At 64.9% G+C, this 23,702-nt stretch carries 22 protein-coding genes; 12 read left to right on the top strand and 10 right to left on the bottom strand.

The window, feature by feature from the left end; genetic code table 11:
* Positions 1 to 5 precede the first annotated feature (5 nt).
* The 4 genes from G6N42_RS00535 (at position 6) to G6N42_RS00520 (ending at position 6,638) form a co-directional block, all read left to right on the top strand.
* A complete protein-coding gene (locus G6N42_RS00535) occupies positions 6 to 605 on the top strand; it encodes a hypothetical protein (RefSeq protein WP_163724638.1) in 600 nt (199 codons plus the stop codon).
* 69 nt (positions 606 to 674) lie between these two features.
* The gene (locus G6N42_RS00530) at positions 675 to 3,014 is read left to right on the top strand and encodes an arylsulfatase (RefSeq protein WP_163724635.1); all 2,340 of its coding nucleotides are present in this window, start codon (positions 675 to 677) and stop codon (positions 3,012 to 3,014) included.
* A 123-nt stretch (positions 3,015 to 3,137) separates the two neighbouring features.
* Positions 3,138 to 5,387, top strand: coding sequence for a molybdopterin-dependent oxidoreductase (locus G6N42_RS00525; RefSeq protein WP_286201632.1), 2,250 nt, complete (start codon positions 3,138 to 3,140; stop codon positions 5,385 to 5,387).
* A gap of 9 nt (positions 5,388 to 5,396) precedes the next feature.
* Positions 5,397 to 6,638 (top strand): cytochrome P450, encoded by a 1,242-nt coding sequence (locus tag G6N42_RS00520; protein WP_163724632.1) that lies wholly within the window; start codon positions 5,397 to 5,399, stop codon positions 6,636 to 6,638.
* A gap of 10 nt (positions 6,639 to 6,648) precedes the next feature.
* Here the strand turns inward: G6N42_RS00520 and fadD1 are convergent, their stop codons facing one another.
* The 7 genes from fadD1 to G6N42_RS00485 are packed head-to-tail and all read right to left on the bottom strand — an operon-like array spanning position 6,649 to position 12,967.
* Entirely contained in the window at positions 6,649 to 8,247 is a 1,599-nt protein-coding gene (gene fadD1 / locus G6N42_RS00515) for a fatty-acid--CoA ligase FadD1 (protein ID WP_163724629.1), read from the bottom strand.
* Positions 8,240 to 8,641 (bottom strand): Zn-ribbon domain-containing OB-fold protein, encoded by a 402-nt coding sequence (locus G6N42_RS00510; RefSeq protein WP_163724626.1) that lies wholly within the window; start codon positions 8,639 to 8,641, stop codon positions 8,240 to 8,242. The genes fadD1 and G6N42_RS00510 overlap by 8 nt, the downstream gene beginning before the upstream one ends.
* A gap of 32 nt (positions 8,642 to 8,673) precedes the next feature.
* Positions 8,674 to 9,876 carry a thiolase family protein gene (locus G6N42_RS00505; protein WP_163724623.1) on the bottom strand — a complete coding sequence of 401 codons (1,203 nt, stop codon included), beginning with the start codon at positions 9,874 to 9,876 and terminating at the stop codon, positions 8,674 to 8,676.
* Positions 9,873 to 10,295 (bottom strand): MaoC family dehydratase, encoded by a 423-nt coding sequence (locus tag G6N42_RS00500; RefSeq protein ID WP_163724621.1) that lies wholly within the window; start codon positions 10,293 to 10,295, stop codon positions 9,873 to 9,875. The genes G6N42_RS00505 and G6N42_RS00500 overlap by 4 nt, the downstream gene beginning before the upstream one ends.
* Positions 10,292 to 10,795: a MaoC family dehydratase gene (locus G6N42_RS00495; RefSeq protein WP_163724618.1), complete on the bottom strand. Its 504-nt coding sequence runs from the start codon at positions 10,793 to 10,795 to the stop codon at positions 10,292 to 10,294. The genes G6N42_RS00500 and G6N42_RS00495 overlap by 4 nt, the downstream gene beginning before the upstream one ends.
* A complete protein-coding gene (locus G6N42_RS00490; RefSeq protein ID WP_163724615.1) occupies positions 10,792 to 11,802 on the bottom strand; it encodes an acyl-CoA dehydrogenase family protein in 1,011 nt (336 codons plus the stop codon). The genes G6N42_RS00495 and G6N42_RS00490 overlap by 4 nt, the downstream gene beginning before the upstream one ends.
* Positions 11,803 to 11,806: 4 nt before the next feature.
* Positions 11,807 to 12,967, bottom strand: coding sequence for an acyl-CoA dehydrogenase family protein (locus G6N42_RS00485; protein ID WP_163724613.1), 1,161 nt, complete (start codon positions 12,965 to 12,967; stop codon positions 11,807 to 11,809).
* Between the two features lie 135 nt (positions 12,968 to 13,102).
* On the opposite strand from G6N42_RS00485, the gene G6N42_RS00480 reads away from it, so the two are divergent.
* Together G6N42_RS00480 and G6N42_RS00475 are read left to right on the top strand one after the other, a co-directional pair.
* On the top strand, positions 13,103 to 14,875 hold the full coding sequence (locus tag G6N42_RS00480; protein ID WP_163724610.1) for a serine/threonine-protein kinase: 1,773 nt from the start codon (positions 13,103 to 13,105) through the stop codon (positions 14,873 to 14,875).
* A 62-nt stretch (positions 14,876 to 14,937) separates the two neighbouring features.
* Entirely contained in the window at positions 14,938 to 15,864 is a 927-nt protein-coding gene (locus G6N42_RS00475; protein ID WP_163724607.1) for an LLM class F420-dependent oxidoreductase, read from the top strand.
* 15 nt (positions 15,865 to 15,879) lie between these two features.
* Here the strand turns inward: G6N42_RS00475 and G6N42_RS00470 are convergent, their stop codons facing one another.
* Positions 15,880 to 16,716: an SDR family NAD(P)-dependent oxidoreductase gene (locus G6N42_RS00470; RefSeq protein ID WP_163724604.1), complete on the bottom strand. Its 837-nt coding sequence runs from the start codon at positions 16,714 to 16,716 to the stop codon at positions 15,880 to 15,882.
* Positions 16,717 to 16,915: 199 nt separating this feature from the next.
* On the opposite strand from G6N42_RS00470, the gene G6N42_RS00465 reads away from it, so the two are divergent.
* Entirely contained in the window at positions 16,916 to 17,668 is a 753-nt protein-coding gene (locus G6N42_RS00465; protein ID WP_163724602.1) for an acyl-[acyl-carrier-protein] thioesterase, read from the top strand.
* 5 nt (positions 17,669 to 17,673) lie between these two features.
* On the opposite strand, the gene G6N42_RS00460 is transcribed toward G6N42_RS00465, so the two are convergent.
* A complete protein-coding gene (locus tag G6N42_RS00460) occupies positions 17,674 to 18,363 on the bottom strand; it encodes a TetR/AcrR family transcriptional regulator (protein WP_163724599.1) in 690 nt (229 codons plus the stop codon).
* Between the two features lie 102 nt (positions 18,364 to 18,465).
* Between G6N42_RS00460 and G6N42_RS00455 the strand changes: the two genes are divergently transcribed.
* The 4 genes from G6N42_RS00455 to G6N42_RS00440 all read left to right on the top strand — a co-directional run bounded on the left by G6N42_RS00455 (position 18,466) and on the right by G6N42_RS00440 (position 22,360).
* Entirely contained in the window at positions 18,466 to 19,167 is a 702-nt protein-coding gene (locus G6N42_RS00455) for a carboxymuconolactone decarboxylase family protein (protein ID WP_163736728.1), read from the top strand.
* A gap of 3 nt (positions 19,168 to 19,170) precedes the next feature.
* Positions 19,171 to 20,004 (top strand): mycofactocin-coupled SDR family oxidoreductase, encoded by an 834-nt coding sequence (locus G6N42_RS00450; RefSeq protein ID WP_163724596.1) that lies wholly within the window; start codon positions 19,171 to 19,173, stop codon positions 20,002 to 20,004.
* A gap of 2 nt (positions 20,005 to 20,006) precedes the next feature.
* Complete coding sequence (locus tag G6N42_RS00445; protein WP_163724593.1) at positions 20,007 to 20,825, top strand: mycofactocin-coupled SDR family oxidoreductase; 819 nt, start codon at positions 20,007 to 20,009, stop codon at positions 20,823 to 20,825.
* A gap of 62 nt (positions 20,826 to 20,887) precedes the next feature.
* On the top strand, positions 20,888 to 22,360 hold the full coding sequence (locus G6N42_RS00440) for an aldehyde dehydrogenase family protein (protein WP_163724589.1): 1,473 nt from the start codon (positions 20,888 to 20,890) through the stop codon (positions 22,358 to 22,360).
* A 46-nt stretch (positions 22,361 to 22,406) separates the two neighbouring features.
* Here the strand turns inward: G6N42_RS00440 and G6N42_RS00435 are convergent, their stop codons facing one another.
* The gene (locus G6N42_RS00435; RefSeq protein ID WP_163724586.1) at positions 22,407 to 22,970 is read right to left on the bottom strand and encodes a nuclear transport factor 2 family protein; all 564 of its coding nucleotides are present in this window, start codon (positions 22,968 to 22,970) and stop codon (positions 22,407 to 22,409) included.
* 104 nt (positions 22,971 to 23,074) lie between these two features.
* Here G6N42_RS00435 and G6N42_RS00430 point away from each other — a divergent pair, with 104 nt between their 5' ends.
* Complete coding sequence (locus tag G6N42_RS00430) at positions 23,075 to 23,698, top strand: TetR/AcrR family transcriptional regulator (RefSeq protein ID WP_163724583.1); 624 nt, start codon at positions 23,075 to 23,077, stop codon at positions 23,696 to 23,698.
* The last annotated feature ends 4 nt before the right edge of the window (positions 23,699 to 23,702 follow it).

Below are 23,702 nucleotides of genomic sequence, written 5' to 3'. Positions count from 1 at the left end.
CCGAAATGACCCGCTTCGACATCACCCAGACAAACCGCGCCGTGGAACGTCTGATCGAGACGACGGACAACCCGCGCCATCTGTATCTGCTGCACGCCTACAACCGCCATCGCTACCTGGAGATGGCCGGTCGATACGAAGAGATCTTCGCGCCGGACATGACCGTCGAGAAGCCCGTGTACCACTTCAACATGCTCGGCAAGTGCCTCACGGTCGAGGGTGCCCAGGCAGTGATGTCGCTGTACAGCGCGTGGGCGGACACCGCCCAGTGCATCTTCTACGCCGACGACGAGAAGTTGGCGATCAGCGACACGATGATCGTGTCGACGTCGTTCATCTACCAGCAGACCCCGGGAGTCGTGCTGGCGGCCGAGGGAGCACCCGTCGACCCGAACGCCACATATCTGGTGAAGACCGCCGAGCACATGATCTGGCCCTACGACGATCGTGGCCGCCTGGTCGGCGAGGACGTCTGGGAGTACGACGAGACGGCGCGCGAGTTCATCGAACTCGATCCCATCGACGTCCTCACGGTCCAACAGTCCGCGAAGTTGCTCGACCCGTTGATCAAGCCGTTGCCGGCGGACAATCCGTTCATTCGTTAGTCACCGCCATCGGCCGACACCGCCTCTACAGTGTCACTACGGGGTAGGGCAACCATGGAAAGGGAAACAATGCGCGAGGACAAAGACAGCGACGTTGTGGCTCGAAAACTCCCCGGTGGAGAAACGCTGCCCTTCGCGCCTACCCCATCGGCGAGCATCGCGGGGCGCACTCTTCAGGAGTCCACGTACGCGCAGCGTGTTGTCCCACGACGGCTGCCGGAAAATGCGCCGAACATCGTCATCGTGCTCATCGACGACGCAGGACCCGGCCTGCCGACGACTTTCGGCGGCGAGGTCCGTACCGACACCATGGACCGGGTGTGCGCTGACGGTATCTCCTACAACAGATTTCACACCACAGCGATGTGCTCGCCAACGCGCGCGTCGCTGCTGACCGGCCGCAACCACCACGAGATCGGCAACGGTCAGATCGCCGAGCTGGCCAACGACTGGGACGGGTACGCGGGCAAGATCCCGCGCAGCAGCGCGACAGTCGCCGAGGTGCTCAAGCAATACGGGTATGCCACCTCGGCGTTCGGGAAATGGCACAACACACCTGCCGAGGAAACCACCGCGGCAGGACCCTTCGAGAACTGGCCCACCGGACTGGGATTCGAGTACTTCTACGGTTTCTTGGCCGGCGAAGCTTCTCAGTACGAGCCGCATCTCGTGCGCAACACCACAGTCGTCGCGCCGACGAAGACACCCGAGGAGGGTTATCACCTGTCCGAAGATCTGGCCGACGACGCCATCGGCTGGCTGCGGCGGCACAAGGCGTTCAACGCCGACAAGCCGTTCTTCATGTACTGGGCCAGCGGCTGTCTGCACGGCCCGCACCACATCATGAAGGAATGGTCGGATAAGTACGCGGGCAAATTCGACGACGGTTGGGACGCCTACCGCGAGCGAGTCTTCGCGCGGGCCAAGGATACCGGCTGGATTCCACAGGACTGCGAGCTCACCGAGCGCGATGAGAAGTTGGCATCGTGGGACAGTATCCCCGACGACGAGAAGCCGTTCCAGCGGCGACTGATGGAGGTGGCCGCGGGCTACGCCGAACACGTCGACGTCCAGGTAGGGCGCATCGCCGACGAACTCGACGAACTCGGGTACGGCGACAACACCTTGTTCTTCTACATCTGGGGTGACAACGGGTCGTCCGGCGAAGGTCAGAATGGCACGATCGCTGAGCTCTTGGCGCAGAACGGAATTCCCACGACGGTGCGGCAGCACATCGATGCGCTCGACGAGCTCGGCGGCCTGGACGTGCTTGGCTCGCCGCTGGTCGACAACCAATATCACGCGGCATGGGCGTGGGCCGGCAGCACACCGTACAAGGGGATGAAGCTGCTCGCATCGCACCTGGGCGGTACCCGCAACCCGATGGCGATCAAGTGGCCCAAGCAGATTCGGTCCGACGCCGCTCCCCGCGACACCTTCCTGCACTGCAACGACGTCGTTCCGACCATCTACGACGTGATCGGGATCGAGCCGCCGCTCGTCGTCAACGGCACCCCGCAGATTCCGCTCGCCGGCGCGAGTTTCGCACGCACACTCACCGACCGAGCAGCCGACGGCGGCAAGAAAACCCAGTACTTCGAGATCATGGGCAGCCGGGCGATTTACCACGACGGCTGGTTGGCTTCCGCGCGCGGACCGCGGCTGCCCTGGGTGCCCGGCGCGCCCGAGGGCATCGCGACCTGGACACCCGACAACGACCAGTGGGAGCTCTACCACCTCGACGAAGACTGGTCGCAGGCCAACGACCTCGCCGAACAGCATCCCGACAAGCTGGTTCAGATGCGGGAGATGTTTGCCATCGAAGCCGCACGGAACTCGGTGCTGCCCGTCGGCGGCGGCCTGTGGGTGCCCGTCTATCACCCGGAGTTACGCATCGCACCGCCCTACCACGAGTGGGAGTTCTCCGGAGACACCGTCCGCATGCCCGAGTTCTGTGCGCCGGCGCTCGGGAACAAGAACAACACCGTCACGATCGACCTGGACCTGCCCGAGAACGCCAACGGCGTGCTCTACGCCCTCGGGGCGGCCGCGGGCGGACTGACGTGCTATCTCGACGACGGCTACCTCTGCTACGAGTACAACCTGTTCATCTTGATGCGCACCAAGATTCGGTCCAAGGAGAAGCTGCCTGCGGGCCACACGACCATCACGGTGGACACGCGCTACGCCGAGCAGCGTCCGGCAGGACCGCTCGACGTCACGCTCCGCGTCGGGGACGACACCGTCGCCTCGGGTCAGGTGCCGGTCAGCGCTCCGCTGTTGTTCACCGCGAACGACTGCCTGGACATCGGCACGTGTCTGGGCTCTCCGGTGTCATTGGATTACCGCGAGCGCGCGCCGTTCCCGTTCGAAGGCCACATCAAGCGCGTGCACGTCTCCTATACCTAGCCGACCCCCTGCTGAATCCGGACAGTTGTCCGATACGGCCAACAGCGAAAAGGTCCGCTCTAGCAACAGCCCTCATCTCGACATTTCGCGGACAGGCGCGCCACCTGTCCCTAGACTGGACAGGTGTCCAGGTCCGTCGCCGTGACGTGTCCCCTCTGCGAGGCGATGTGCGGGCTCCAGGTCCGAGTCGACGCCGATGCGGTCACCGATATCCGCGGCAACCGCGATGACGTGTGGTCGCGTGGCCACATCTGCCCGAAGGGCACGTCACTGGCCCAGCTGCACACCGACCCCGATCGATTGCGCCGGCCGATGGTCCGTACGCCGCGCGGCCATGTCCCGGTGTCGTGGGACGACGCCTATGCCGAAGTCGAACGCGTCCTGCGGCCGGTGCTCGACGCGTACGGCGCGGCTGCGGTCAGCGTCTACGTAGGCAACCCGGTAGCGCACAACCTCGGCTTGAGCACGCATATCGGCGCGCTCATCGGCATGGCACAGGCGGCGGGGATGTCGGCGTACTACTCCCCCGGCACCGTCGACCAGTGGCCGTTGAACCTCGTCAGCGCACTGCTCTTCGGCCATATGTGGAACGCGCCGATACCCGATGTCGATCGCACCGATCACCTGATGGTCTTCGGCGCCAATCCCGCTGCGTCACAGGGCTCCATGCTGTCCGCCCCCGACCTCATGGGCCGGCTCGCCGCGATTCGCCGTCGCGGAGGCACCGTGACCGTCGTCGATCCGCGCCGAACGCTGACCGCGCAACGCGCCTCGCAGTGGGTGCCCATCCGGCCCGGCACAGACGCGCTGCTGCTGTTCGCGATCCTGCGCACGCTCGACGAGAACAACTGGGTGCGCCGACCCGCTCACCTCGACGGCCGCATCAGCGGGCTCGACGACGTGCTCGCGATGGCCGCCGACTTCGCGCCCGAGACCGTCGCCGACGTGTGCGGCATCGACGCGTCGACCATCCGGCAACTCACACACGATCTCGCCCACGCCGAAACCCCGGTGCTGTACAGCCGCATCGGTGCATGCACTCAGGAGTTCGGCACGTTGGCGACCTGGTTGGTTTTCGTCGTCAACATCGCGCTCGCCTCGCTGGATCGCATAGGCGGCGCGGTGTTCCCCAAGCCGGCCGTATGGTCTCCGATGTTCATGAAGCCGCCGGACCAGACCGGTCCGGGCTGGCAGTTCGGTCGGTTCCGCAGCAGGGTGCGCGATGCGCCGGAGGTGTTCAGCCAGTTTCCGGTCAGCTGTCTCGCCGAGGAGATCGATACTCCCGGTGACGGTCAGCTGCGCGGATTGATCACCGTCGCGGGAAACCCGGCGGTGTCGGCTCCGGGTGCGCGCCGGCTCGACGCGGCGCTGGCGACGCTCGAGGCGATGATCTCGGTGGACAACTACCTCAACGAGACGACCCGGCACGCCCACGTCATCCTGCCGGGGCTCTCGCCGCTGGAACGGCCGCACGCCGACGACCTGTATTGGATCTACGCGGTGTCGTCGTGTCTGAAATGGTCCGACCCGGTGTTCGCGCCCCCGTCGGACCAACCACCGGAGTGGGAGATCCTGCTGCGGCTCGCCGGTGCGATGCTCGGTATACCCCTGTCCGATGTGGACCTCACCGCGATGGACGACCTCTATGTGGCCGGTCTGGTCGCCACCGCATGCGCGGCGGCGGGGACGCCCTTGAGTGGACGGGATCCGCAGGAGGCGACGGCGGCGCTGACCGGGCGCGGCCCGGAACGACTGGTGGACATGGGGATTCGGCTCGGCCCGTGGGGTGACGACCTCGGCAGGCGGCCCGGCGGGCTGACGCTGGCCGAGGTGCGCAGACATGCCAACGGCCTGCACCTGGACGACCTGGACGGCGGTCGGCTGGATGAGACGGTGTGCACGCCCTCCGGCACTGTCGAATTGGTGCACCAGCGGCTTGTCGATGACGTGCCCCGTCTGCGCGCCCGACTGCAGCGAGCCGACGGCGAGCTCCTTCTGACCAGCCGTCGACATCTGCGCTCGAACAATTCGTGGATGCACAACGTGCCCGCACTCATGCGCGGCAAGGACCGCTGCACGCTGCTGATCCATCCCGACGATGCGCATCGGGCGGGCCTCGGGTCCGGTGACATCGCCGAGATATCCACCGACGAAGGCTCGCTGACGGTGCCCGTCGACGTGTCCGACGAGATGATGCCCGGTGTGGTGTCGCTGCCGCACGGCTGGGGTCATGGGCTCGACCGCACCCAGCTGCAGGTCGCCAACGACCACCCCGGCGTCAACTCGAATCTGCTGAACCCCGCCCATTTGATCGACGTGCCCAGCAATACTCAGGTCGTCAACGGTGTGCCGTGCCGAGTCCGAACACCCTGAGGAGTACTCATGGCCGCTCCGAATCTGCCTGCCGGTTTCGATTTCACCGATCCGGACATCTACGCTTCGCGCCTGCCCACGGAGGAGTTCGCCGAGGTCCGCCGCGCCGCGCCGGTCTGGTGGAACGAGCAGCCACTGGACGTCGGCGGGTTCGGCGACGGCGGCTTCTGGGTGGTGAGCAAGCACCGCGACGTCCGCGAGGTGTCGCTGCGCAGTGACGTGTTCTCGGCGGCCGCGAAGACCGTCGTCCCGCATTTCAAACCCTCGGTCGATGTCGAAGGTCAGATCAAGGCATCCAAGTTGTCGATGCTGATGATGGACGACCCGGAGCATGCCCGGCTGCGCAAGATCGTCTCCCGCGGGTTCACGCCCCGTGCGGTCGAGCGGCTGCGCGCCGAGCTCGACGAGCGGGCGCAACGTATCGCCGCCGAAGCCGCAACGCAGTCGTCTGGTGACTTCGTCCTGCAGGTCGCGCGCGAATTGCCGCTGCAGGCGATCGCCGGGCTGCTCGGTGTCCCCGAGGAGGACCGCGGCAAGTTGTTCGACTGGAGCAACCAGATGGTCGGCGGTGACGACCCCGAGTTCGAGGAATACAACTCGCTGGCCGCGGTCGGCGAATTGATCGGCTACGCGATGGGATTGGCGACGTCGCGGAAAGAGAAGCCTGGCGAGGACATCGTCAGCACCCTGGTCGACTCCGAAGCCGACGGGCAGTTGACCGAGGCCGAGTTCGGGATGTTCGTCGTGACGCTCGCGGTGGCAGGAAACGAGACGAGCCGCAACTCGATCACCCAGGGCATGATGGCGTTCACCGAGTTCCCCGACCAATGGGACTTGTTCAAGCGCGAGCGGCCGAAGACCGCGGCCGACGAGATCATCCGCTGGGCCTCACCGATCACTGCGTTTCAGCGCACCGCACTCGCCGACACCGAGCTGTCGGGAGTGCCGATCAAGAAGGGTCAGCGCCTGGTGCTGTTCTACCGGTCGGCGAACTTCGACGAGGACGTGTTCGACGATCCGTACACGTTCGACATCCTGCGAGACCCCAATCCGCACTTGGGCTTCGGCGGCACCGGTGCGCATTACTGCGTCGGCGCCAACCTCGCGCGGATGACGATCGACCTGATGTTCAACGCGATCGCCGACCACATCCCCAGCCTGAAGCCGGTGTCGGCACCGGAGCGGCTGCGGTCGAGCTACATCAACGGCATCAAGCACTGGCAGGTGGATTACCGGACGGCCAGCGTGTGAATCCGGCGCGCTAGTCCACCGCAGCGGTTGATATGCGCGCCGAATTCGCAAAATATCGGCGGCCGCGGGCCTCGCGTTCCCATAGCGCGCCGTCACCCGCCGTGACGCCTTCCTGGATCAGCGTGCGTTTGAGGATCTTGTTGGTCGCGGTCTGCGGCAATTCACTGTTGATTCGCACGTAGCGGGGCCACGCCTTCGGCGACAAGTCTTGCTGTGCGGCAAGGAAATCCTCGAATTGCTGCGGTGTGAGGTCGTCGTGGAGGACGACGGCGGCCATCACCTGGTCACCGACGTGCTCGTCGGGCACGGCGTACACCGCAACCAGGCTGACCTCCGGCATGCGCTGCAAAATCCGCTCAATGGGGCCCGCCGCAAGATTCTCACCGTCGACCCGCATCCAGTCCGCGGTGCGGCCGGCCAGGAAGATCCAGCCATCGGCGTCGCGGTAGGCGAGATCGCCCGACCAGTACATGCCGTGCCGCATTCGCTCATCGGTGGCGGACTGGTCGTTGTAGTAGCCGGTGAACCCACCCGAACCGTAGGTGTTCACCAACTCACCCACGGCGTCGTCGAAATTGATCAGCGCGCCGTGCTCGTCGAATTCCGCAGTCGCACATTCGGTCACGGTATCGGCGTGATAGACGCTGACTCCCGGATATCCCCTGCCGATCGACCCCGGTGGGCACCCGTCCTCGCGCATTACCACGACCGCGAACTCGCTTGACCCGAAGCTGTCCACGACCCGACATCCGAAACGCTTGGCGAACAGTTCGATATCGCGTTCGGTCGCTTCGTTGCCGAACGCCGCACGCAGCGTGTTGTCCGCGTCATCGGCATGCTCCGGCGTCGCCAGCACCAGGGCGAGTGGCTTGCCGACGTAGTTCATGTACGTCGCGCCGTACCGCCGGATGTCGGACAGGAACCGCGACGGTGAGAACTTCGCAGGCGCCATCGTCGCGCCGCACGCGATCGCCACCGCCCAGCCCGCCGCCACCCCGTTCGAGTGGAACAGCGGCATCGACAGGTAGGCCACGTCGTCGGCGGTCAGCTCGAAGCGGTCCACCAGGCTCGCGCCGCACAGCACCGCCATTGCGTGTGCAAACCGCACCGCCTTCGGGTCACCACTCGTTCCCGAGGTGAAGATCATCAACGCGGTGTCCTGGCCCGAGACCTCGCGATGCGGGACAAGCGGTTTCGCATGCTGGACCGCGGCGCGGTAGTCGGCACTGTCGACATCGACGACGACCGCCCCACCGAGGTCCAGCCCGTCGAGCAGTGGCAGGTGGTCGCTGTCGACAAGCACCAGCTGGCAGTCCGCACGTCGGATATCCGTCGCCAGTCCCCCGCCGCGCCGTGTGGTGTTGATCCCGCACAGCACATAGCCGCCGAGCGCCGCCGCGGCCATCGACCGCAGCATCGCCGGCGTATTGCCCAGCAGCGCACCGACATGCAGCGGCCCATCCGTCGCGGCCATGTCAATCAGAGCGGCAGCCTCGGCGGACGCCTCGGCGAGGTGCTCGCGCCACGTCCACGTCCGGTCGCCATGCATCACCGCGAGGCCGTCGTCGTCCATGCGGGTGCGCAGCAACTGCTGCACCGTCTCAATCATCGGCGGGCCGATAGCGGAGCAGGGTCATCCCGTCCTCGTCGCAGAAGACCGGCACGACGCGCATGCCGATCCGGATGCCCTCGGGCGCCACGTCGACCAATTCCGTGCTCACGCGCGGACCGGCATCCCACTCGACGACAGCCAGCAGCTGTGGCTGCTTCTCGGCCCAGGGCGGCCCGGTCGGGCGGCGCGCGACGGTGTAGGTGTACAGCGTTCCCGCGCCGTCGATCTCACGCCACTCGAGATCGTCGGCGAAGGTGCCGGGCGCCAACGTGCGCGGGTAGAACACGTATCGGTCCGACGACGGTGAGTACTGGATCAGTATCCGGTGTTCACGCAATGCATCCCAGTACGGCTGCGACACCGGTGTCGGTTCGGGCACAGGTGCAGTCATGTCAGTCCCATCGCTCTTCGCGCGAGCGCTCATCAGTCACCGCCCAGGATCAACGCGACCTGCTCGCTCATGATGCCGCCGGTGCCGCTGACGAACGCCGTGTTGCAATCGGCAACCTGGGCGTCGGCCGCACGGCCCATCACCTGCCGGGCACCGTCGACAACGTGGTGCATGCCGCCGGCCATCCCGGGCTGCCCGTAGGACAGTTGCCCGCCTGCGGTGTTGAGCGGAAAGTCGCCGCGGAAGGTCAGATCGCGGTCCGTCAGCCACGTCATCCCTTCACCCTTGCCGCAGAAGCCCGCGTCCTCGAGCGTCATCAGCACGGTGATCGTGTAGCAGTCGTACACCGAGGCCACGTCGATGTCGGACCCCTGCAACCCCGCCATACTGAAGGCCTGTTCCGCCGACCGTGCAATCGGCGTGTTGAGGAGATCGTCGGCGTAGGTCGGTGTCTTGAATCGGATGTGTTCCCCGAATCCCTTGAGCCACACCGGGCGATGGCGGCCTTGGCGCGCCAGGTCGGCGTTGGCGATCAACACACCCGAGCCGCCCTGCACGCGCATCACGGTCTCGAGCATGTGGATCGGGTCGGCGATGACCGGGCTGTTCAAGACGTCGTCGACGGTGATGGGCTTCCCGTGGAACACCGCGCCGGGATGGGCGCACGCATTGGTCCGCTGGTCCACCGCGATCTTCGCCAACGCCTCTGCTTCATAACCGAATTCATGCGCATAGCGTTGCGCGATCTGCGCGAAGGGACCGTTCTGGCCGACGTTGCCGTACGGAATCTCGTATTCGGCCTGTGGTGAGCCGTAGTTGTTGCTCGACGCGCCGTACCAGCTTAGTGTGCGCGCCGGCTTCGTCTCCGAACGCGGCACCTCCGTAGACCCGGGAACCACCGCGAGCACGGCGTCACACAGACCGAGCTCGACGGCGGCGGCGGCACGCCACACCATGCCCGCCGCGGTTGCCCCTCCGAGATCCACTCGGTCGCCGAAGTTCAGCGGCAGACCCAGGTACTCCGACAAGGTGGCCGGGGCGAACATGTCGGACTCCGCGATGCCGTGCGTCGAAAGGCCGTTCACGACAGCGGGATCCACACCGGCGTCTTCGATCACCATTTTGGCGAGCCGTGCGTACTGATCCAGGGTGAACGACGGCGGCGCGGTCTGGCGCTTCTCGGCAGGCAATTCCGCGATGCCGATGATCGCCGCCTCGCCACGCAGGCCTGTCACGTCGTCGCCCTCGAAGGCAGCGCGACGGTGGCGGTCCCCGGCATCAGCACCTCGTCCCCGCGTTTGCAATAGATGTCGAGGTCGACGAGGCCGCCCTCCCGTCTCCCCGTGATGACACCGCCAAACGTCAACTGCTGCCCGGGATATGCGATCGCCCGGTTCTGGACGGAGAACGCGACCAGCCGACCGGCACCCCCGATCCAGTCGGTCAACGCCCGCGACAACAGGGCCGCCTGCAACGGACCCTGGACGAGGACATTGTCATAGCCCTCGGTGTCGCGGGCCCAGTCCTTGTCGTAGTGAATGCGGTGGCCGTTGTACGTCGCGGCGCTGAAGAAGAACATCTGCGTCTCGTCGACGGTCACCGACAGCGCCGGGATCTCGTCGCCGCTGTCGACATCCTCGAAGTAGGGGCTCATGCGGGGCGCGCGATCATCGACGTGGACGCCTCGGCAAGGAGTTCACGATGCTGGTTGCGGTATTCGGAGCGCCATGTCACCAGGACGAATTGTCCTGACCTGCCTTCCTTCTCGACGATCGACTCGACGGTGCGCGTCATCTCGACCTCGTCGCCGTGATACGCAGGCAGATGGAACGTCGTGCTCTCACCGCCTGCCATTCGCCGCGGCGCCTTCGGAAAGGCCATGCTGCCCGTGACAGCGCCTGACGATCCGTCGGGCCGCAAGTCACCGAGTGCGGCGACGCCGAGGATCGCGTACTGCAGGTACAGCGGCGGACAGGTGATGTCGCGATAGCCATGGCGGCGGGCATAATCCGCGTCGAACCACAGCGGGTTGTGATCACCGACCGCGGCGGCCCACCGCTGCCAGTCCCGTCGGTACACCTCACCGGTGGCGACGGCGACAACGGTGCCGACCTTGGCGGCCGACTCCGCGTCGACCAGGCTTTCCACGCTCATGGTGAACCCCTTGTGCCGTCAAGCCAATTCGCGGCGACATCAGCGCCGCCGCCCAGCGTCGACAACACGCGTGCGCGTTCGGAGAACAGATGCAGACCGGTGTCGACGACGTAACCCATCCCGCCGTGCAGTTGATGCGCGTCGAGCGTGATCTTCTTGACGTCGGCGGCCCGCATCCGCGCGATCGCCGTCTCGCGTGTCGCCGTGCTGCCGCGCCCGATCCAGAACGTCGCCGACTGCGCCGCCAGCCGTGCCGCGGCCAGCGCGATGTGCATATCGGCGACCACGTGTTGCGCCGCCTGGAACGAGGCGATCGGCCTGCCGAACTGCTCGCGCATCGTCGTGTAGGCGACGGTGCGGTCGATCACCGCGTCGCCGACTCCGACGAGATCCAGACAGTCCAGCGCCACCACGGCATTGGTCATCCTCCGCAGCGCGTCCTCGTCGACCGATGTGGGTTCGTCGACCAGAACGTCGTCGAAACGGACCGTGAACACCGGAAAGCCGCCCATGACGGGCAGCGGCTCGATCTTCACGCCGTTCGCAGTGGTGTCGACGGCGACGACGCCCGCGTCGGTGCTCGCGACGATCACGTCAGCCTGGTCGGCATCGGGAACATAGTGCGCGTCGCCGCTCACCCGCCAGGAGTCATCGTCGCGGCGCACGCGCAGTCGCGGTGTCACGTCAGCCGCGTCGCGCGGATTGAACAACACATAAGTGCCGCGCGCCTCACCTGAGGTCAGCCGGGGCAGCCAGGCGGAGCCGACACCGAGCCAGTCGACGGCCAGCGCCGCGTACAGCGTGCTCTGAACGACCCTAGGGCACAGCGCACGTCCCGCCTCGACGCAGAAGACGCCGATGTCATTGAGGCTGCCGTCGACCACCAAGCCGAGGACACCCGCCGACGCCAGCGCCTTCCACTGCCCGTCCGGTTCGAGGTCGGCCGACAGCACGCTGCGGCACATCGCTGCCAGATCGCGCTCGTCCTGCGAAGGAATCACCCGCATTCCGTCACCTCCCGTACGACGGCATCCGGTGACCACGCTGGGCGATCACGTCACGAAGGACCTCGTTGGTGCCGCCGCCGAACCGCATGAGCGGTGACACCCGATAGAGGCGCTCGAAGAATCCGTCGAGCGGTGCGCCCGGGCTGCGGTGGGCCCGCAGGCCGTCGGGGCCGAGCAGGTCGAGCGCGAGGTCGGCGATCCGCTGCCGCAGCTCGCTGGTGAAGATCTTCTCGACGCTGACCTCCACCGAGGGGATCCGGCCACTGTCGAGCATCGACGCCGCTTCCAGGCCCATCAACCTGGCGACCTCGACGTCGGCCTCGGCCTGCGCGAGCCGCCGCCGAAAGGTTGGATCCGGGTCGTCGGCGAGCGCGGTCAGCTCGTCGAGCGCGCGGCGCAGGTCGCCCACGTTGATCAGCGCGCCGCGCTCCAGGTCCAGCGCACCGGTGATGTAGGTCCAGCCCATATTGAGCTCACCGACCAGATTGGTGGCCGGTACGCGCACGTCGCGGAAGAACGTCTCGTTGGTGCGGTAGCCCGACCACGCGTACAGCGGGTGGATCTCGATGCCCGGGCTGTCGATGGGGACCACGATCACCGAGATCCCGCGATGGCGCGGAGCGTCCGGGTCGGTGCGCACACACAGCCACTCGTGGGTGGACCGCTGGGCGCCGCTGTTCCAGATTTTCGACCCGTTGATCACCCATTCCCCATCTCCTGAGCCGTCGCGCACCGCACGGGTGCGCAGGCTGGCCAGGTCCGTGCCGGCGTTGGGCTCGGAGTAGCCGAGCGCGAAGACGATCTCGCCTCTGGCGATGCCCGGCAGGAACTCCTTCTTGTTCTGCTCGGTGCCGTGCCGCATGATCATCGGCGCGACCGACGTCACCGTGAGGTCGGGCCCGGGGACGCCGACGTACTCGAACTCGCTCATCAGCAGGTGCTGGTGCATGGCGGTGAGGCCGAGCCCGCCGTACTCCTTCGGCCAATTCAGGCCGAACCAGCCCTTCTCGCCGATCTTGCGGCGGAACGCCGTCAGCTCGCCGCCCTGGTGTTCGAGGCCGTGCTCGGCCATCTCCGCCCGTAACGCGGCGGTGACGTTGGCGTCGAGGAACTGGCGTACTTCGGCCACCCAGGCCCGCTGCTCGTCGTCGAGCTCGAAGTCCACGCAGGCGACACTATCGAGAAAGTGTTCACAGGGCGGGCGAACGCACCGTCTGGCAGCGTTGTCCCAGGCCACCTCGAAACGGGCCGTCACCGGCATAGTTCGTCGCCGGCGCGTGCTGGTTTGTAGTCTTCTCAGATGCCGTTCGAGAACGGCGAGGTCTTCGCCGGCTACGTGATCCAGCGACTGCTGGGCACCGGTGGTTCCGGCGAGGTCTACCTCGCCCAGCATCCTCGCCTGCCTCGTCAGGATGCGCTGAAGGTGCTCTCACTGGATTCAACGGCCGATGATGAGTTCCGGGCGCGATTCAATCGCGAGGCCGAGCTGGCGGCGACGCTATGGCACCCCCACATCGTCGGTGTGCTCGACCGTGGCGAGTTCAACGGTCGGCTCTGGATCTCGATGGACTACGTGGACGGCACCGACGCGGGCCGACTGCTTCGGGAGAACTACGTCGGCGGCATGCCGGAACACGACGTCTTCGAGATCGTGACGGCAGTGGCAGATGCGCTCGACTTCGGTCACGAGCGCCGTCTGCTCCATCGCGACGTCAAACCGGAGAACATCCTCGTGACCGCGTCCGACGGTCACCGACGCCGGGTGCTGCTGACGGACTTCGGGATTGCCCGCAGGATCGACGACGCCAGCAACCTCACCAACACCAACATCGCGTTGGGGACCATCAACTATGTGGCGCCCGAACAGCTGCTCGGCAAGCCGCTCGACGGCCGGGCGGATCAGTACGCCCTGGCCGCCACGACCTTTCATCTGCTGACGGGCTCACCGCTCTTTCAGGACCCGAATCCCGCCGTCATCATCAGCCACCATCTGGGCACGACGGCGCCGCGGATTTCGGAGCGTCGGCCCGATCTCGCGCACTTCGACGATGTGCTCGCGCGGGCGCTGTCCAAGGATCCCAACCAGCGCTATGCGACGTGTATGGAGTTCGCCCGCGCGCTCACTCGACAAGGCCGAAGCTCACACACGGCCCCGCCGGCCACCGAGAGTTCGGATGAGCGCCCCACCACGCAACGTCTCGAGCGTCTCGTCATTCATGGCACTGCGCGGGGGGTACAGCGCCGCGCGATCGGCGCCCAGGCCGAAATCGGCCTGCTGACTTTTCATTTGGTGCCATTCGAACCCATTGCCGGTCGCCAGGCTCCGGTCCCAGTCGAGATACAAACGGCGCTCGTCCCCGATCAGCTCACCGACGGAGACGAGGTCGAGGTCAGCGGAATATGGGACGGCGACGGACTCGACGCGGACACGATCGTCAACATCTCGGCCGGCCCCAAGCGGCGGCGGCCGCAGGTCCCCGCCAAACCAATGAGCCACGAAGCACCGAGCAAATCCCGCAAACGCAAATGGATCCCGATCGCCGCACTTCTCGCAGTGATCGCGGTGGTGGCGGGGTCGGTGCTGTACTTCACCGGCGGACTAGGCGTCTCGACCGGTCCGGGGCCGATCGTCAAGCCCGAGAACGCGACCGTCTTCTCCCCCGGCGGCTCACCGGACAACCCTCAAGACGCGGGCAAGGCCATCGACGGCAATCCCGACACCGCCTGGAAAACGGTCACCTATCGCGACGCCGACCCGTTCCCGAAGTTCATCGAGGGCCAGGGGTTGATGCTGCACCTGTCCGAGCCGACCGCACTGAGCGCCGTCACCATCGACATCTCCAGCACGGGAACCGAAGTGCAGATCCGCTCGTCGCCGACCGAGAAGCCCGCCGCGTTGTCCGATACGACCGAGCTGACCCCCACTACAGCTTTGCAGCCGGGGCAGAACCGCATCGAAGTGCGCGACGAAACGAAGACATCCAATGTGCTCGTGTGGATCTCCAAACTGGGCACGACGGACGGTCAGAGCCGCACGGAGATCTCGGAGATCACGCTGCAGGCTGCCGGCTGAGCTTTGCCTCGCGGCGGGCTTTCTCCGCCGCCTGGAACAGAAATTTGGCTAAGGTCCATGCTATGGGCATTCGCCTCGGATTGCAGATCGGCAACTTCAGTTACGGCACAGCGGTAGAGGAGCTCTTTCCCACCGTCATAGCCCAAGCGCAGGAGGCTGAATCCGCGGGATTCGACTCAGTGTTTCTGATGGACCACTTCTATCAGCTCCCGCAGGCGGGATCTCCGGATCAGCCGATGTTGGAGGCCTATACGGCCTTGGGCGCCCTGGCAGTCGCAACGGAGCGGGTCCAGTTGGGAACGTTGGTCACCGGAAACAGCTACCGCAATCCGACCTTATTGGCCAAAGCGGTGACGACGCTGGACGTCGTTAGCCAAGGCCGTGCCGTCCTAGGAATCGGAACCGGTTGGTTCGAGTATGAGCATCTTTCGCTCGGATTCGAATTCGGCTCCTTCACCGACCGTTTCAACCGACTCGACGAAGCACTGCAGATCGTCTTGCCCATGATCCGGGGCGAGCGACCGACGTTCTCGGGCAAGTGGTACAAGACGGCGGAGGCAATGGCCGAGCCTCGCTTTCGCCCCCATATTCCGTTGTTGATCGGTGGCAGCGGTGAGAAGAAGACCATTCCGTTGGCAGCCCGCGCTTTTGACCACCTCAACATCCTTGCTGGCTTCGATGAGCTGCCACACAAAGTGCAGGTGGTCAGGCAGCGCTGCGATGAGATCGGACGGGACCCGGCCACACTGGAAACCAGCGCGCTGGTCCCCGCGTTGATCGGGAACGGACTATCCCCAGAGATGCTTCCGGCTGAGGTGAGGCAACAAGCGGTCGCCGGCAACCCGCAGGAAGTCGTTGAGCAGATCAAAACCAACGTGCTTGACGCCGGTGTTGACGGCGTAATACTCAGCCCGGCAACGCAACTGGGCTATACGCCGGGACTGATCACGGAGGTCGGTGAACTGCTAAGGCCGCTCGTCAGCGCGTGACCACCGGGTGAACCGTCAACGCGTGCTCGCCTTCTCGCTTTCCGGCCAGTCGCACCCGGTCAGCTCGGCGGACAGTCTCCAGAGTTCCGCCGCGCGGATGGGGTCGCGCGCCTTCGTCAACGGCACGGTGACCCGCGGCTTCCCCCATTGCTTGAACGCAGGGGCGAAATACGTTCCGCTGGGCAAGTCGGTGCTCGTGGCTTGAACTGCGCTGCGGGCGGCCTGCGGCAGACTCTGCGAAGTCCACGTCAACGCGGCAGGGCGACGGTCGACAATCCACTTGACCGCGCCGGTGCTGTAACGCGTGATGTCGGTGGCGGCCTGACCTGGATTGGCCGCATAGGCACGAACCCCGCGGCGAGCCAACTCGTTGATGAACAACATCATCGCGAGCTTGGATTCCGCGTATGCCGCCATCGAAGAATAGCGTCGATGATTCCAGTTCAGGTCATCGAGATGAAGACGCCCGAATGCATAGTTGGTACTCACCACCGAGACCACCCGGTCCCTGATCTTGTTGGCGAGCAGACATGTCAGAGCGAAGTGACCGAGATGGTTTGTGCCCATGTGGGCCTCAAAGCCATCGACAGTTCGAGTAAGCGGAATCCCGAATACGGCCGCATTATTGATCAACACGTCCACCGGCTGCATCGAATTGGCGAAGGCCACGACGCTGGACAGGTCGGCGAGATCCAGAAATTTGACGTCTATGTCGCCGGTCATCTCCGTCAACGCCTCTTCGGCTTTCGCGAGAGTCCGACACGCGACGGTCACCTGATGTCCGTCGGCCGCCAGCGATGCAGCGATGCCCTTGCCGATTCCACTGTTGCCGCCCGTCACGATGACCCGCACACGAGCATTGTCGTCGGTGGCGCGTATGCGGGGACCTGTTTGAGACCAAATATTCGGTTCAGTGCGAGGACCTGGCGCCCCCGGCGCGCACGGTTAACCAGGGCGGGCTCCCGATTTGAGAAGGGCCCTCGTCGAAAACATCGAGAAATTGCGGTCCTAACGGTGCTCGCCCGCCGACACACCAGGTAGACAAGAGGCGATGCCGAACAAAGATGTCGACCGCCGCCTGAGCCCGCTGCCGTCTGTCGGCTACGTCTACCGCACGTCGTGGCCGGTGCCGACCGGCGACATCGGCAGTCAGCTGCAGCTGCGCCTGGACGGGGTGGCCCGCTACATCCAGGAAGTCGGCGCCGAAAATCTGCTCGACGCGGGCGAAGCCGAGGAACATCCGCACTGGCTGGTGCAACGCACGGTGATCGATGTCATCGAACCGATCGAATGGCCCAACGAGGTGTCCTTCAGCCGCTGGTGCTCTGCGCTGTCGACACGGTGGTGCACCATGCGCGTCGACCTTGTCGGAAACGAGGGTGGCCGCATCGAAACCGAGGGCTTCTGGATCGCGATCAACGAGCGCACCCTCACACCGCAGCGGGTCTCCGACAGCCTGATCGAGAAGTTCGCGAGCACCACCACTGAACACCGCCTCAAGTGGCGACCATGGCTCACCAACCTGGACCACTTTGACGTCGTCACGCCATTCGCGTTGCGTCGCACCGACATCGATGTCTTCGAGCACGTCACCAACACGGCGTACTGGCACGCCATTCATGAGGTGATGGCCGAAGCGCCCGACGTGTGCCGCGCTCCGTACCGCGCCGTGGTCGAGTATCGCCGGCCGATCCAGTACGGCGAAGACGTCAGCCTGCGCTGGGCGCATCGCGATGACGACGTGCACATCGCGATCGCCGTCGACGACGAGGTCCGTGCCGCGGCACTGCTGCGCAGACTCTGAGCGGGTTACGGCAGCGCACGCAGGGTCGGCCGTTTCGAGCTCGCACCCCTCAGTGCGACGAGGGTCTCCTCGGAGGGCGGCGCCGCAAGTAGAGCGACGAAGCCGTCGAGAAGTGCACTGACATGGACGGCGTACGAGGGCACGGGCAGGCCGACCAGACGCGCGCGATGGCGATCGGCACAGGCGTGAACGCACATCGAGGACACATCGTGGATGCGATTGTCGCGCAGCGGTTGCGGCACGTGCTCGATCAGTGCGCCAACCCTGTCGACGTAGTTTTGGTGTGAGTTCCGATGCGCATCAGGCAACGACGTCAGCGGATTGACCGAATAGTCGTATCGCAAGAGCTGCTCGAGGAACGGTAGATAGAAGCATGTTTCGTCCTCGGCCAGCTCGATCAACGGAAGTTGGTGCGCCTCGACGATGGCCCGCAGATCATCAGATGGCGTACGGGCTTCCAAGAGCTGTCGACGACGGGTCAGATGCTCGAGTCGGTTGAGCAGAATCGCCTGGACAAGGCCTTCCTTGGACCCGAAGTGATACTGCACGGCCGACTTGTTCGCCATCCCCGCCTCGGTGCCGATCTGGCGGAGCGGAACCCCGTCGAGGCCGCGCTGTGCAAACAACCGCTCCGCGGTGAGCACGAGCTGCTGTTTGGCCGACGGCTCCACCGGCACGGGTTCGGACGTGGACATGGGCCCAGAATTTCACACTGGACGAATTAAGTCCATCGCCTTAGAGTTCAGGCCACAGACTTGCAACGGAGAGTGGTGCACGTGGAGACCTACCAAGACGTCATGGTCGCCGACCCGGTCTTCGGACCGGTGTGGGCGCGGCCCGGTCTGAGCAGGCGTGACCGCCGATTCGTCACGCTGACGTGCGTGTGCGCGTCGGAGAGTGTGGGCGACATGAACGACCACGCATACGCCGCGTTGGCGAGCGGTGACATCACCTATGACGAGCTGCTGGAGTTCGTCCTGCACTTCGCGGTGTATTGCGGATGGCCACGCGGGTCGGAGGCAGAGGGGGCGGTGCGGTCGCAGTTCGCACGTCTCGCGGCCGAACGAGGCGAGAACGTCCCATCGCGTTCGGATCTCCCGCTGGAATCCTTGGGACCGACCGATCACGGGCGTCGTCTCGACGAAGGCGAGAAGTGCTTCGTGGACGTGAATCTGCTACCCGCGCCGCCGCGGGATTCGCCGTACTTCCAGGCAGGCATTCTGGCGTTCGTTTTCGGCCACCTCTGGCAGCGCCCCAACCTCGGCCGCCGAGAGCGTCGATTGATCACGGTGGCCGCCGTCGGCGTATCCGAGGCACTCGGTCCGATCTATTCGCATGTGGGATCAGCACTGGAGTCGGGTGACATCAGTCGCTCGGAAATGGACGAGGTGATCCTGCAATTCTCCGCGTACGCGGGGTTCCCCAAAGGCCGTGTTCTGCAGAAGGCTGCCAGCGATTCGTGGCAGCGGATATCAGCGTCCAACCAAGAAGGGCAGTGAACAGTGTCGAGATCACTCGAGCAGAAAGTCGCTTTCATCACCGGGGTAGCGCGAGGCCAGGGTCGCAGCCACGCAGTGCGACTGGCGCGTGAGGGCGCGAACATCATTGGCATCGACATCTGCGCAGACATCGCCGCCAACCACTACCCGATGGCATCGCGCGAAGAATTAGACGCGACGGTGGATCTCGTCGAGCAAGCCGGTGGGAAAATGCTCGGGACAGTGGCGGACGTGCGCGACTTCCACGCCGTCAAGGCAGCAGTGGACGCGGGAGTGGAGTTCTTCGGACGCCTCGACATCGTATTGGCCAACGCGGGCATCTCGCCCCTGGCGTTCCGCGAGCTGAGCATCGAAGAAGAACTCGAGCAGTGGCGAGCGGTGACCGCCGTCAACCTAGACGGTTCCTATCACGCCGCGTTCGCATGTATCCCGCACCTCATCGCCGGTAACCGGGGTGGCGTGATCATCTTCACCAGTTCCACCGCCGGACTGAGGGGTTTCGGCGGCGTCCAGGGGGGTGGTCTCGGTTATGCAGCATCCAAGCACGGAATCGTGGGACTCATGCGCACACTCGCGAACGGATTGGCGCCGTTGAGCATTCGTGTGAACACAGTGCATCCGACTGCGGTCAACACGATGATGGCGACAAACCCGGTGATGACCGAGTTCTTGGAGAACTATCCCGGCGGTGGTCCGCACCTGCAGAACCCGATGCCTGTCGAGATGCTCGAGCCAGAAGACATCAGCGCCGCCATTGCGTATCTGGTATCCGACGAAGCCAAATACGTGACCGGCGTGACGTTCCCGGTTGACGCCGGCTTCTGCAACAAGCTCTGACCGTGGCGGGCAATGAACCGGTCGGCCGCGCGGCCGGTAAACGGATCGTGGTCACCGGCGCGGCCCGCGGTATGGGCCGCAGCCATGCCGTCCGGCTCGCCGAAGAAGGCGCGGACCTCGTACTGGTCGACATCTGCGCTCCCATAGACGAATTGGACTACCCGCTGTCGACCGAAGCAGATTTGGAGGAGACGGCACGCCTGGTTCGTGAACACGGCCGCACGGCGATCACATGCGTGACGGATGTGCGTGACGAGGCCGCGATGAAGGGCGCCGTCGACGCGGCAGCCGAAGAACTGGGCGGTCTGGACGCCGCCGTGGCCAACGCCGGCGTCCTCACGGTCGGCACCTGGGATGTCACGACGGCAGAACAGTGGCGCGTCGTGGTCGACGTGAACCTCATCGGGGTCTGGAACACCTGCGCCGCGGTGATCCCCCATCTGGTCGAACAGGGCGGCGGCAGTCTGGTGAACATCAGCTCGTCCGCGGGCGTCAAGGGCACACCGTTGCATGTCCCCTACACAGCCTCCAAACACGGTATCGTCGGCATGTCACGCGCCTTGGCCAATGAACTTGCCGCGCAGAGTATTCGGGTCAACACAGTTCATCCGACCGGGGTGATGACCGGGATGGCACCGCCATCGATGCACGACCAGATGACCTCACGAACCGACCTTGTCCCCCTCTTCCTCAACGCGCTACCCGCCGCGCTCATCGAAGCCGTCGATGTCAGCAACGCGGTGCTGTTTCTCGTCTCCGATGAGTCTCGCTACGTGACCGGGTTGGAGTTCAAGGTCGACGCAGGCGTGTCAATCAGATAGGTACACATGAACTTTAATCAACCCCGTCGACTTGTTGCTGAGCACCAGCGAGGGGCCCGGACATGACCGCCGCGGACACCGCGATACCGGACCGTCTTCGTAGCGGACCGCTGTTGATCGGCGGAGACCACGTCACCGACGCCTCGGGCGGCACCTACCAACACGTCTACCCCGGCACCGGACAGGTGAACTTCAGCACCGAGATAGCCGGGGAGCCGGAGATCGAGCTCGCGGTGAGCAGTGGCGTTGAGGCTCAACGGGAATGGGCATCGTGGACGGTCGACAAGCGCCGCGCCATTCTGATGGATCTGGCCGACGCCGTTGGTGATCATCAGGACGAACTCAGCCTGCTGAACGTACACGACTACGGCGTCCCGCGCCTGATGTCCGCCAATGGGGTTCTGACTGAGCGGTTCCTGCGCTACTACGCCGGCTATATCGACAAGCCACTAGGCACCACCTCCCACGTCGAAGCCAGCTCGGCGCTGAACATCACCGAGCACGAACCCTTCGGCGTGGTCGGCGTGATCACGCCGTGGAATGGCCCGCTGGTGGTGATCGGCTTGGCCGTCGCCCCTGCTTTGGCGGCTGGTAACGCCGTGGTGCTCAAACCATCCGAACTCGCACCGCTGGCACCCGTGCGCTTCGGCGAGATTTGTCTGGAAGCCGGCCTGCCTGCCGGTCTGGTCAACGTCGTCACCGCCGGTGCTGACGGCGGTCAAGCGTTGGTCCGTCACCCCGGCGTCAGCAAGATTCACTTCACCGGCGGCCAGAAGACGGCGCGTTCAGTCATCCAGGCGGCTTCGCAGAACCTGACCCCGGTCACCGCTGAGCTCGGAGGCAACGCCGCCATGGTGGTGTTTGACGATGCGGACATCGATGCCGCCGCCTCGACGGCTGCGTTCCAGGGCCCCCTTGGACAGTCGGGGCAGAGTTGCGCGTGCGCGAGCCGGATTCTGATCCAAGACGACGTATACGAAGAATTCGTCGAGAAGTTTCTCGCCACGATCAGCTCGGTGACCATCGGTGACCCGCTGCGACCGGACGTGATGTTCGGGCCGGTGGTCAGTGAATCTGCTGCTGAACGAATAGTCGGCGTCATCGACGATGCTGTGAATCACGGATGGGGCAAGCTGCTATCCGGTGGGCACCGGATGGAAGGTGAACTCGCCGAGGGGTTTTTCGTAGAACCGACCGTGTTTTCCGAGGTGAACGACCGATCCCCGTTGGTGCAGCAGGAGACGTTCGGTCCCGTCGTCGCCGTGACGCGCTTCACCCACGAAGCGGAGGCAGTCCGGACAGCCAATGACACCGTTTACGGACTGAACGCCTACGTATTCACGTCAAATCTCAATCGTGCCCACCGCGTGGCACGGAAGCTGGAAGCGGGTTCTGTATGGGTCAACTCGCACAGCGATATCGAGCCGCAAAGTCCCTACGGTGGATACAAACAGAGCGGGTTCGGCCGCTCCGGCGGGCTCCAAGGTCTTCAGGAGTTCCTTCAAGTGAAAAACATTCGCATCGCCGCGAACTGAGGCTTTGCGAACTCACACGTAATCCGGTGGTGCAACGCGACGGGGTTCACCAGCGAGCAGGCGCCGGGGTGTCGATGGCCAGTGGACGCTGATACGAGAGGTCTGAGCGGTCCCGCGTCCCCACGGGGTAGCCCTTCTCGACGAAGAACGACGACTGCAGGACCCTGGCATCGGCGAGGAACATACCCTCGACAGTCGAACGACGAACAGCGATGCGCCACTGACTGTCTCGCCTCTCCAGCCGGTCGATATATCGGCCCGTGATGAACTGGGCGCTCTTCGAGTCCGGACTGATGAGCACGACGATCGCGTAGCTCTCCGCGTGTGCGGTGTCTCCGTCGATCTCACAGGTGTGGGTGGTGATGTTGTGTGTGTGCACGCGCGATGTTGAGGCGTGTGCTTCATTTGCCCACCCGCCATATCCAGGGCCCGGATTGACCGCATCACCGTGTTCGTCGACACCGTCTGCGTGGTAGGCCGACGTGATCAGGTCGATGTCATGGCGGTCGCAGCCACGCGCGTGGCGTGAGATGCAATCAAGGATCTCAGAGCGGTCCATGAGGTAGCGCACGTCCCGAGCTAGCGCGTCCAAGTCCGCGTCGACGGTCATCGTTCTCCTGCCAGTCAGGCGGGTCGCCCCACCTGGCGACACTATACGACTGTACAGCAGACGTTCGTATAGCAGAATGGCATGACCGACCGGAATGGAGTGCCATGGCGACATCGGCGCGACGCGTGGGCGCGGAGACCTCGAAGACGCGTGAGAACCTGCTCGACTGCGTCGAAAAGATGATGCTCGAAGAGGGCTACGCCAGCGTCTCCTACCGGGCGTTGGCCTCGAAGGCGGGCGTTACGCCGAGCCTGGTTCAGTACTACTTCCCCAATCTCGACGACATTTTCGTCGCCGCGATTCGACGGTATTCGGAGCGCAATCTGGCGCTTCTCACCGAAGCGCTCGAACGTCGTTCGGGCGATCCCCTACGGGCGGTGTGGGAATACTCTTGGGATGAGGCCACCGGTGCGCTCATCACGGAGTTCATGGCTCTGGGCAACCACCGAAAGTCCATCCGGAACGAGATCGCCGCAGTGACCGAAAGTGTGCGCAGGGTCCAGCTGAACGCACTCGTCGCCAAGTACGGCAAGGGTGCACGACCGATCGGCGATCTCTCGTTGCCTGCCCTGCAACTGTTGATGTCTGGGCTACCGAAATTCCTGAACCTCGAGAAGGGCATCGGCGTCAAGTCGGCGCACGCCGAAGTCACCGAGGCGTTCGAGCGCTACATCGATTCCGTGGAGCCTCGAACCAAGCGTAAGCCGACTCCTCAGCGAAAGCGATAGGGCG

Origin of the sequence: Mycobacterium gallinarum, from assembly GCF_010726765.1 — a bacterium.
In the GTDB taxonomy this organism is placed as follows: domain Bacteria; phylum Actinomycetota; class Actinomycetes; order Mycobacteriales; family Mycobacteriaceae; genus Mycobacterium; species Mycobacterium gallinarum.
This window is presented reverse-complemented; position numbering and strand designations above follow the sequence as displayed.

Coding starts and splice junctions, on each gene's coding strand:
- G6N42_RS00535 (WP_163724638.1), top strand. CDS start 6: ATGACCCGCTTCGACATCACCCAGACAAACCGCGCCGTGGAACGTCTG.
- G6N42_RS00530 (WP_163724635.1), top strand. CDS start 675: ATGCGCGAGGACAAAGACAGCGACGTTGTGGCTCGAAAACTCCCCGGT.
- G6N42_RS00520 (WP_163724632.1), top strand. CDS start 5,397: ATGGCCGCTCCGAATCTGCCTGCCGGTTTCGATTTCACCGATCCGGAC.
- fadD1 (WP_163724629.1), bottom strand. CDS start 8,247: ATGATTGAGACGGTGCAGCAGTTGCTGCGCACCCGCATGGACGACGAC.
- G6N42_RS00510 (WP_163724626.1), bottom strand. CDS start 8,641: ATGACTGCACCTGTGCCCGAACCGACACCGGTGTCGCAGCCGTACTGG.
- G6N42_RS00500 (WP_163724621.1), bottom strand. CDS start 10,295: ATGAGCCCCTACTTCGAGGATGTCGACAGCGGCGACGAGATCCCGGCG.
- G6N42_RS00495 (WP_163724618.1), bottom strand. CDS start 10,795: ATGAGCGTGGAAAGCCTGGTCGACGCGGAGTCGGCCGCCAAGGTCGGC.
- G6N42_RS00490 (WP_163724615.1), bottom strand. CDS start 11,802: ATGCGGGTGATTCCTTCGCAGGACGAGCGCGATCTGGCAGCGATGTGC.
- G6N42_RS00480 (WP_163724610.1), top strand. CDS start 13,103: ATGCCGTTCGAGAACGGCGAGGTCTTCGCCGGCTACGTGATCCAGCGA.
- G6N42_RS00475 (WP_163724607.1), top strand. CDS start 14,938: ATGGGCATTCGCCTCGGATTGCAGATCGGCAACTTCAGTTACGGCACA.
- G6N42_RS00465 (WP_163724602.1), top strand. CDS start 16,916: ATGCCGAACAAAGATGTCGACCGCCGCCTGAGCCCGCTGCCGTCTGTC.
- G6N42_RS00460 (WP_163724599.1), bottom strand. CDS start 18,363: ATGTCCACGTCCGAACCCGTGCCGGTGGAGCCGTCGGCCAAACAGCAG.
- G6N42_RS00455 (WP_163736728.1), top strand. CDS start 18,466: ATGGTCGCCGACCCGGTCTTCGGACCGGTGTGGGCGCGGCCCGGTCTG.
- G6N42_RS00440 (WP_163724589.1), top strand. CDS start 20,888: ATGACCGCCGCGGACACCGCGATACCGGACCGTCTTCGTAGCGGACCG.
- G6N42_RS00435 (WP_163724586.1), bottom strand. CDS start 22,970: ATGACCGTCGACGCGGACTTGGACGCGCTAGCTCGGGACGTGCGCTAC.
- G6N42_RS00430 (WP_163724583.1), top strand. CDS start 23,075: ATGGCGACATCGGCGCGACGCGTGGGCGCGGAGACCTCGAAGACGCGT.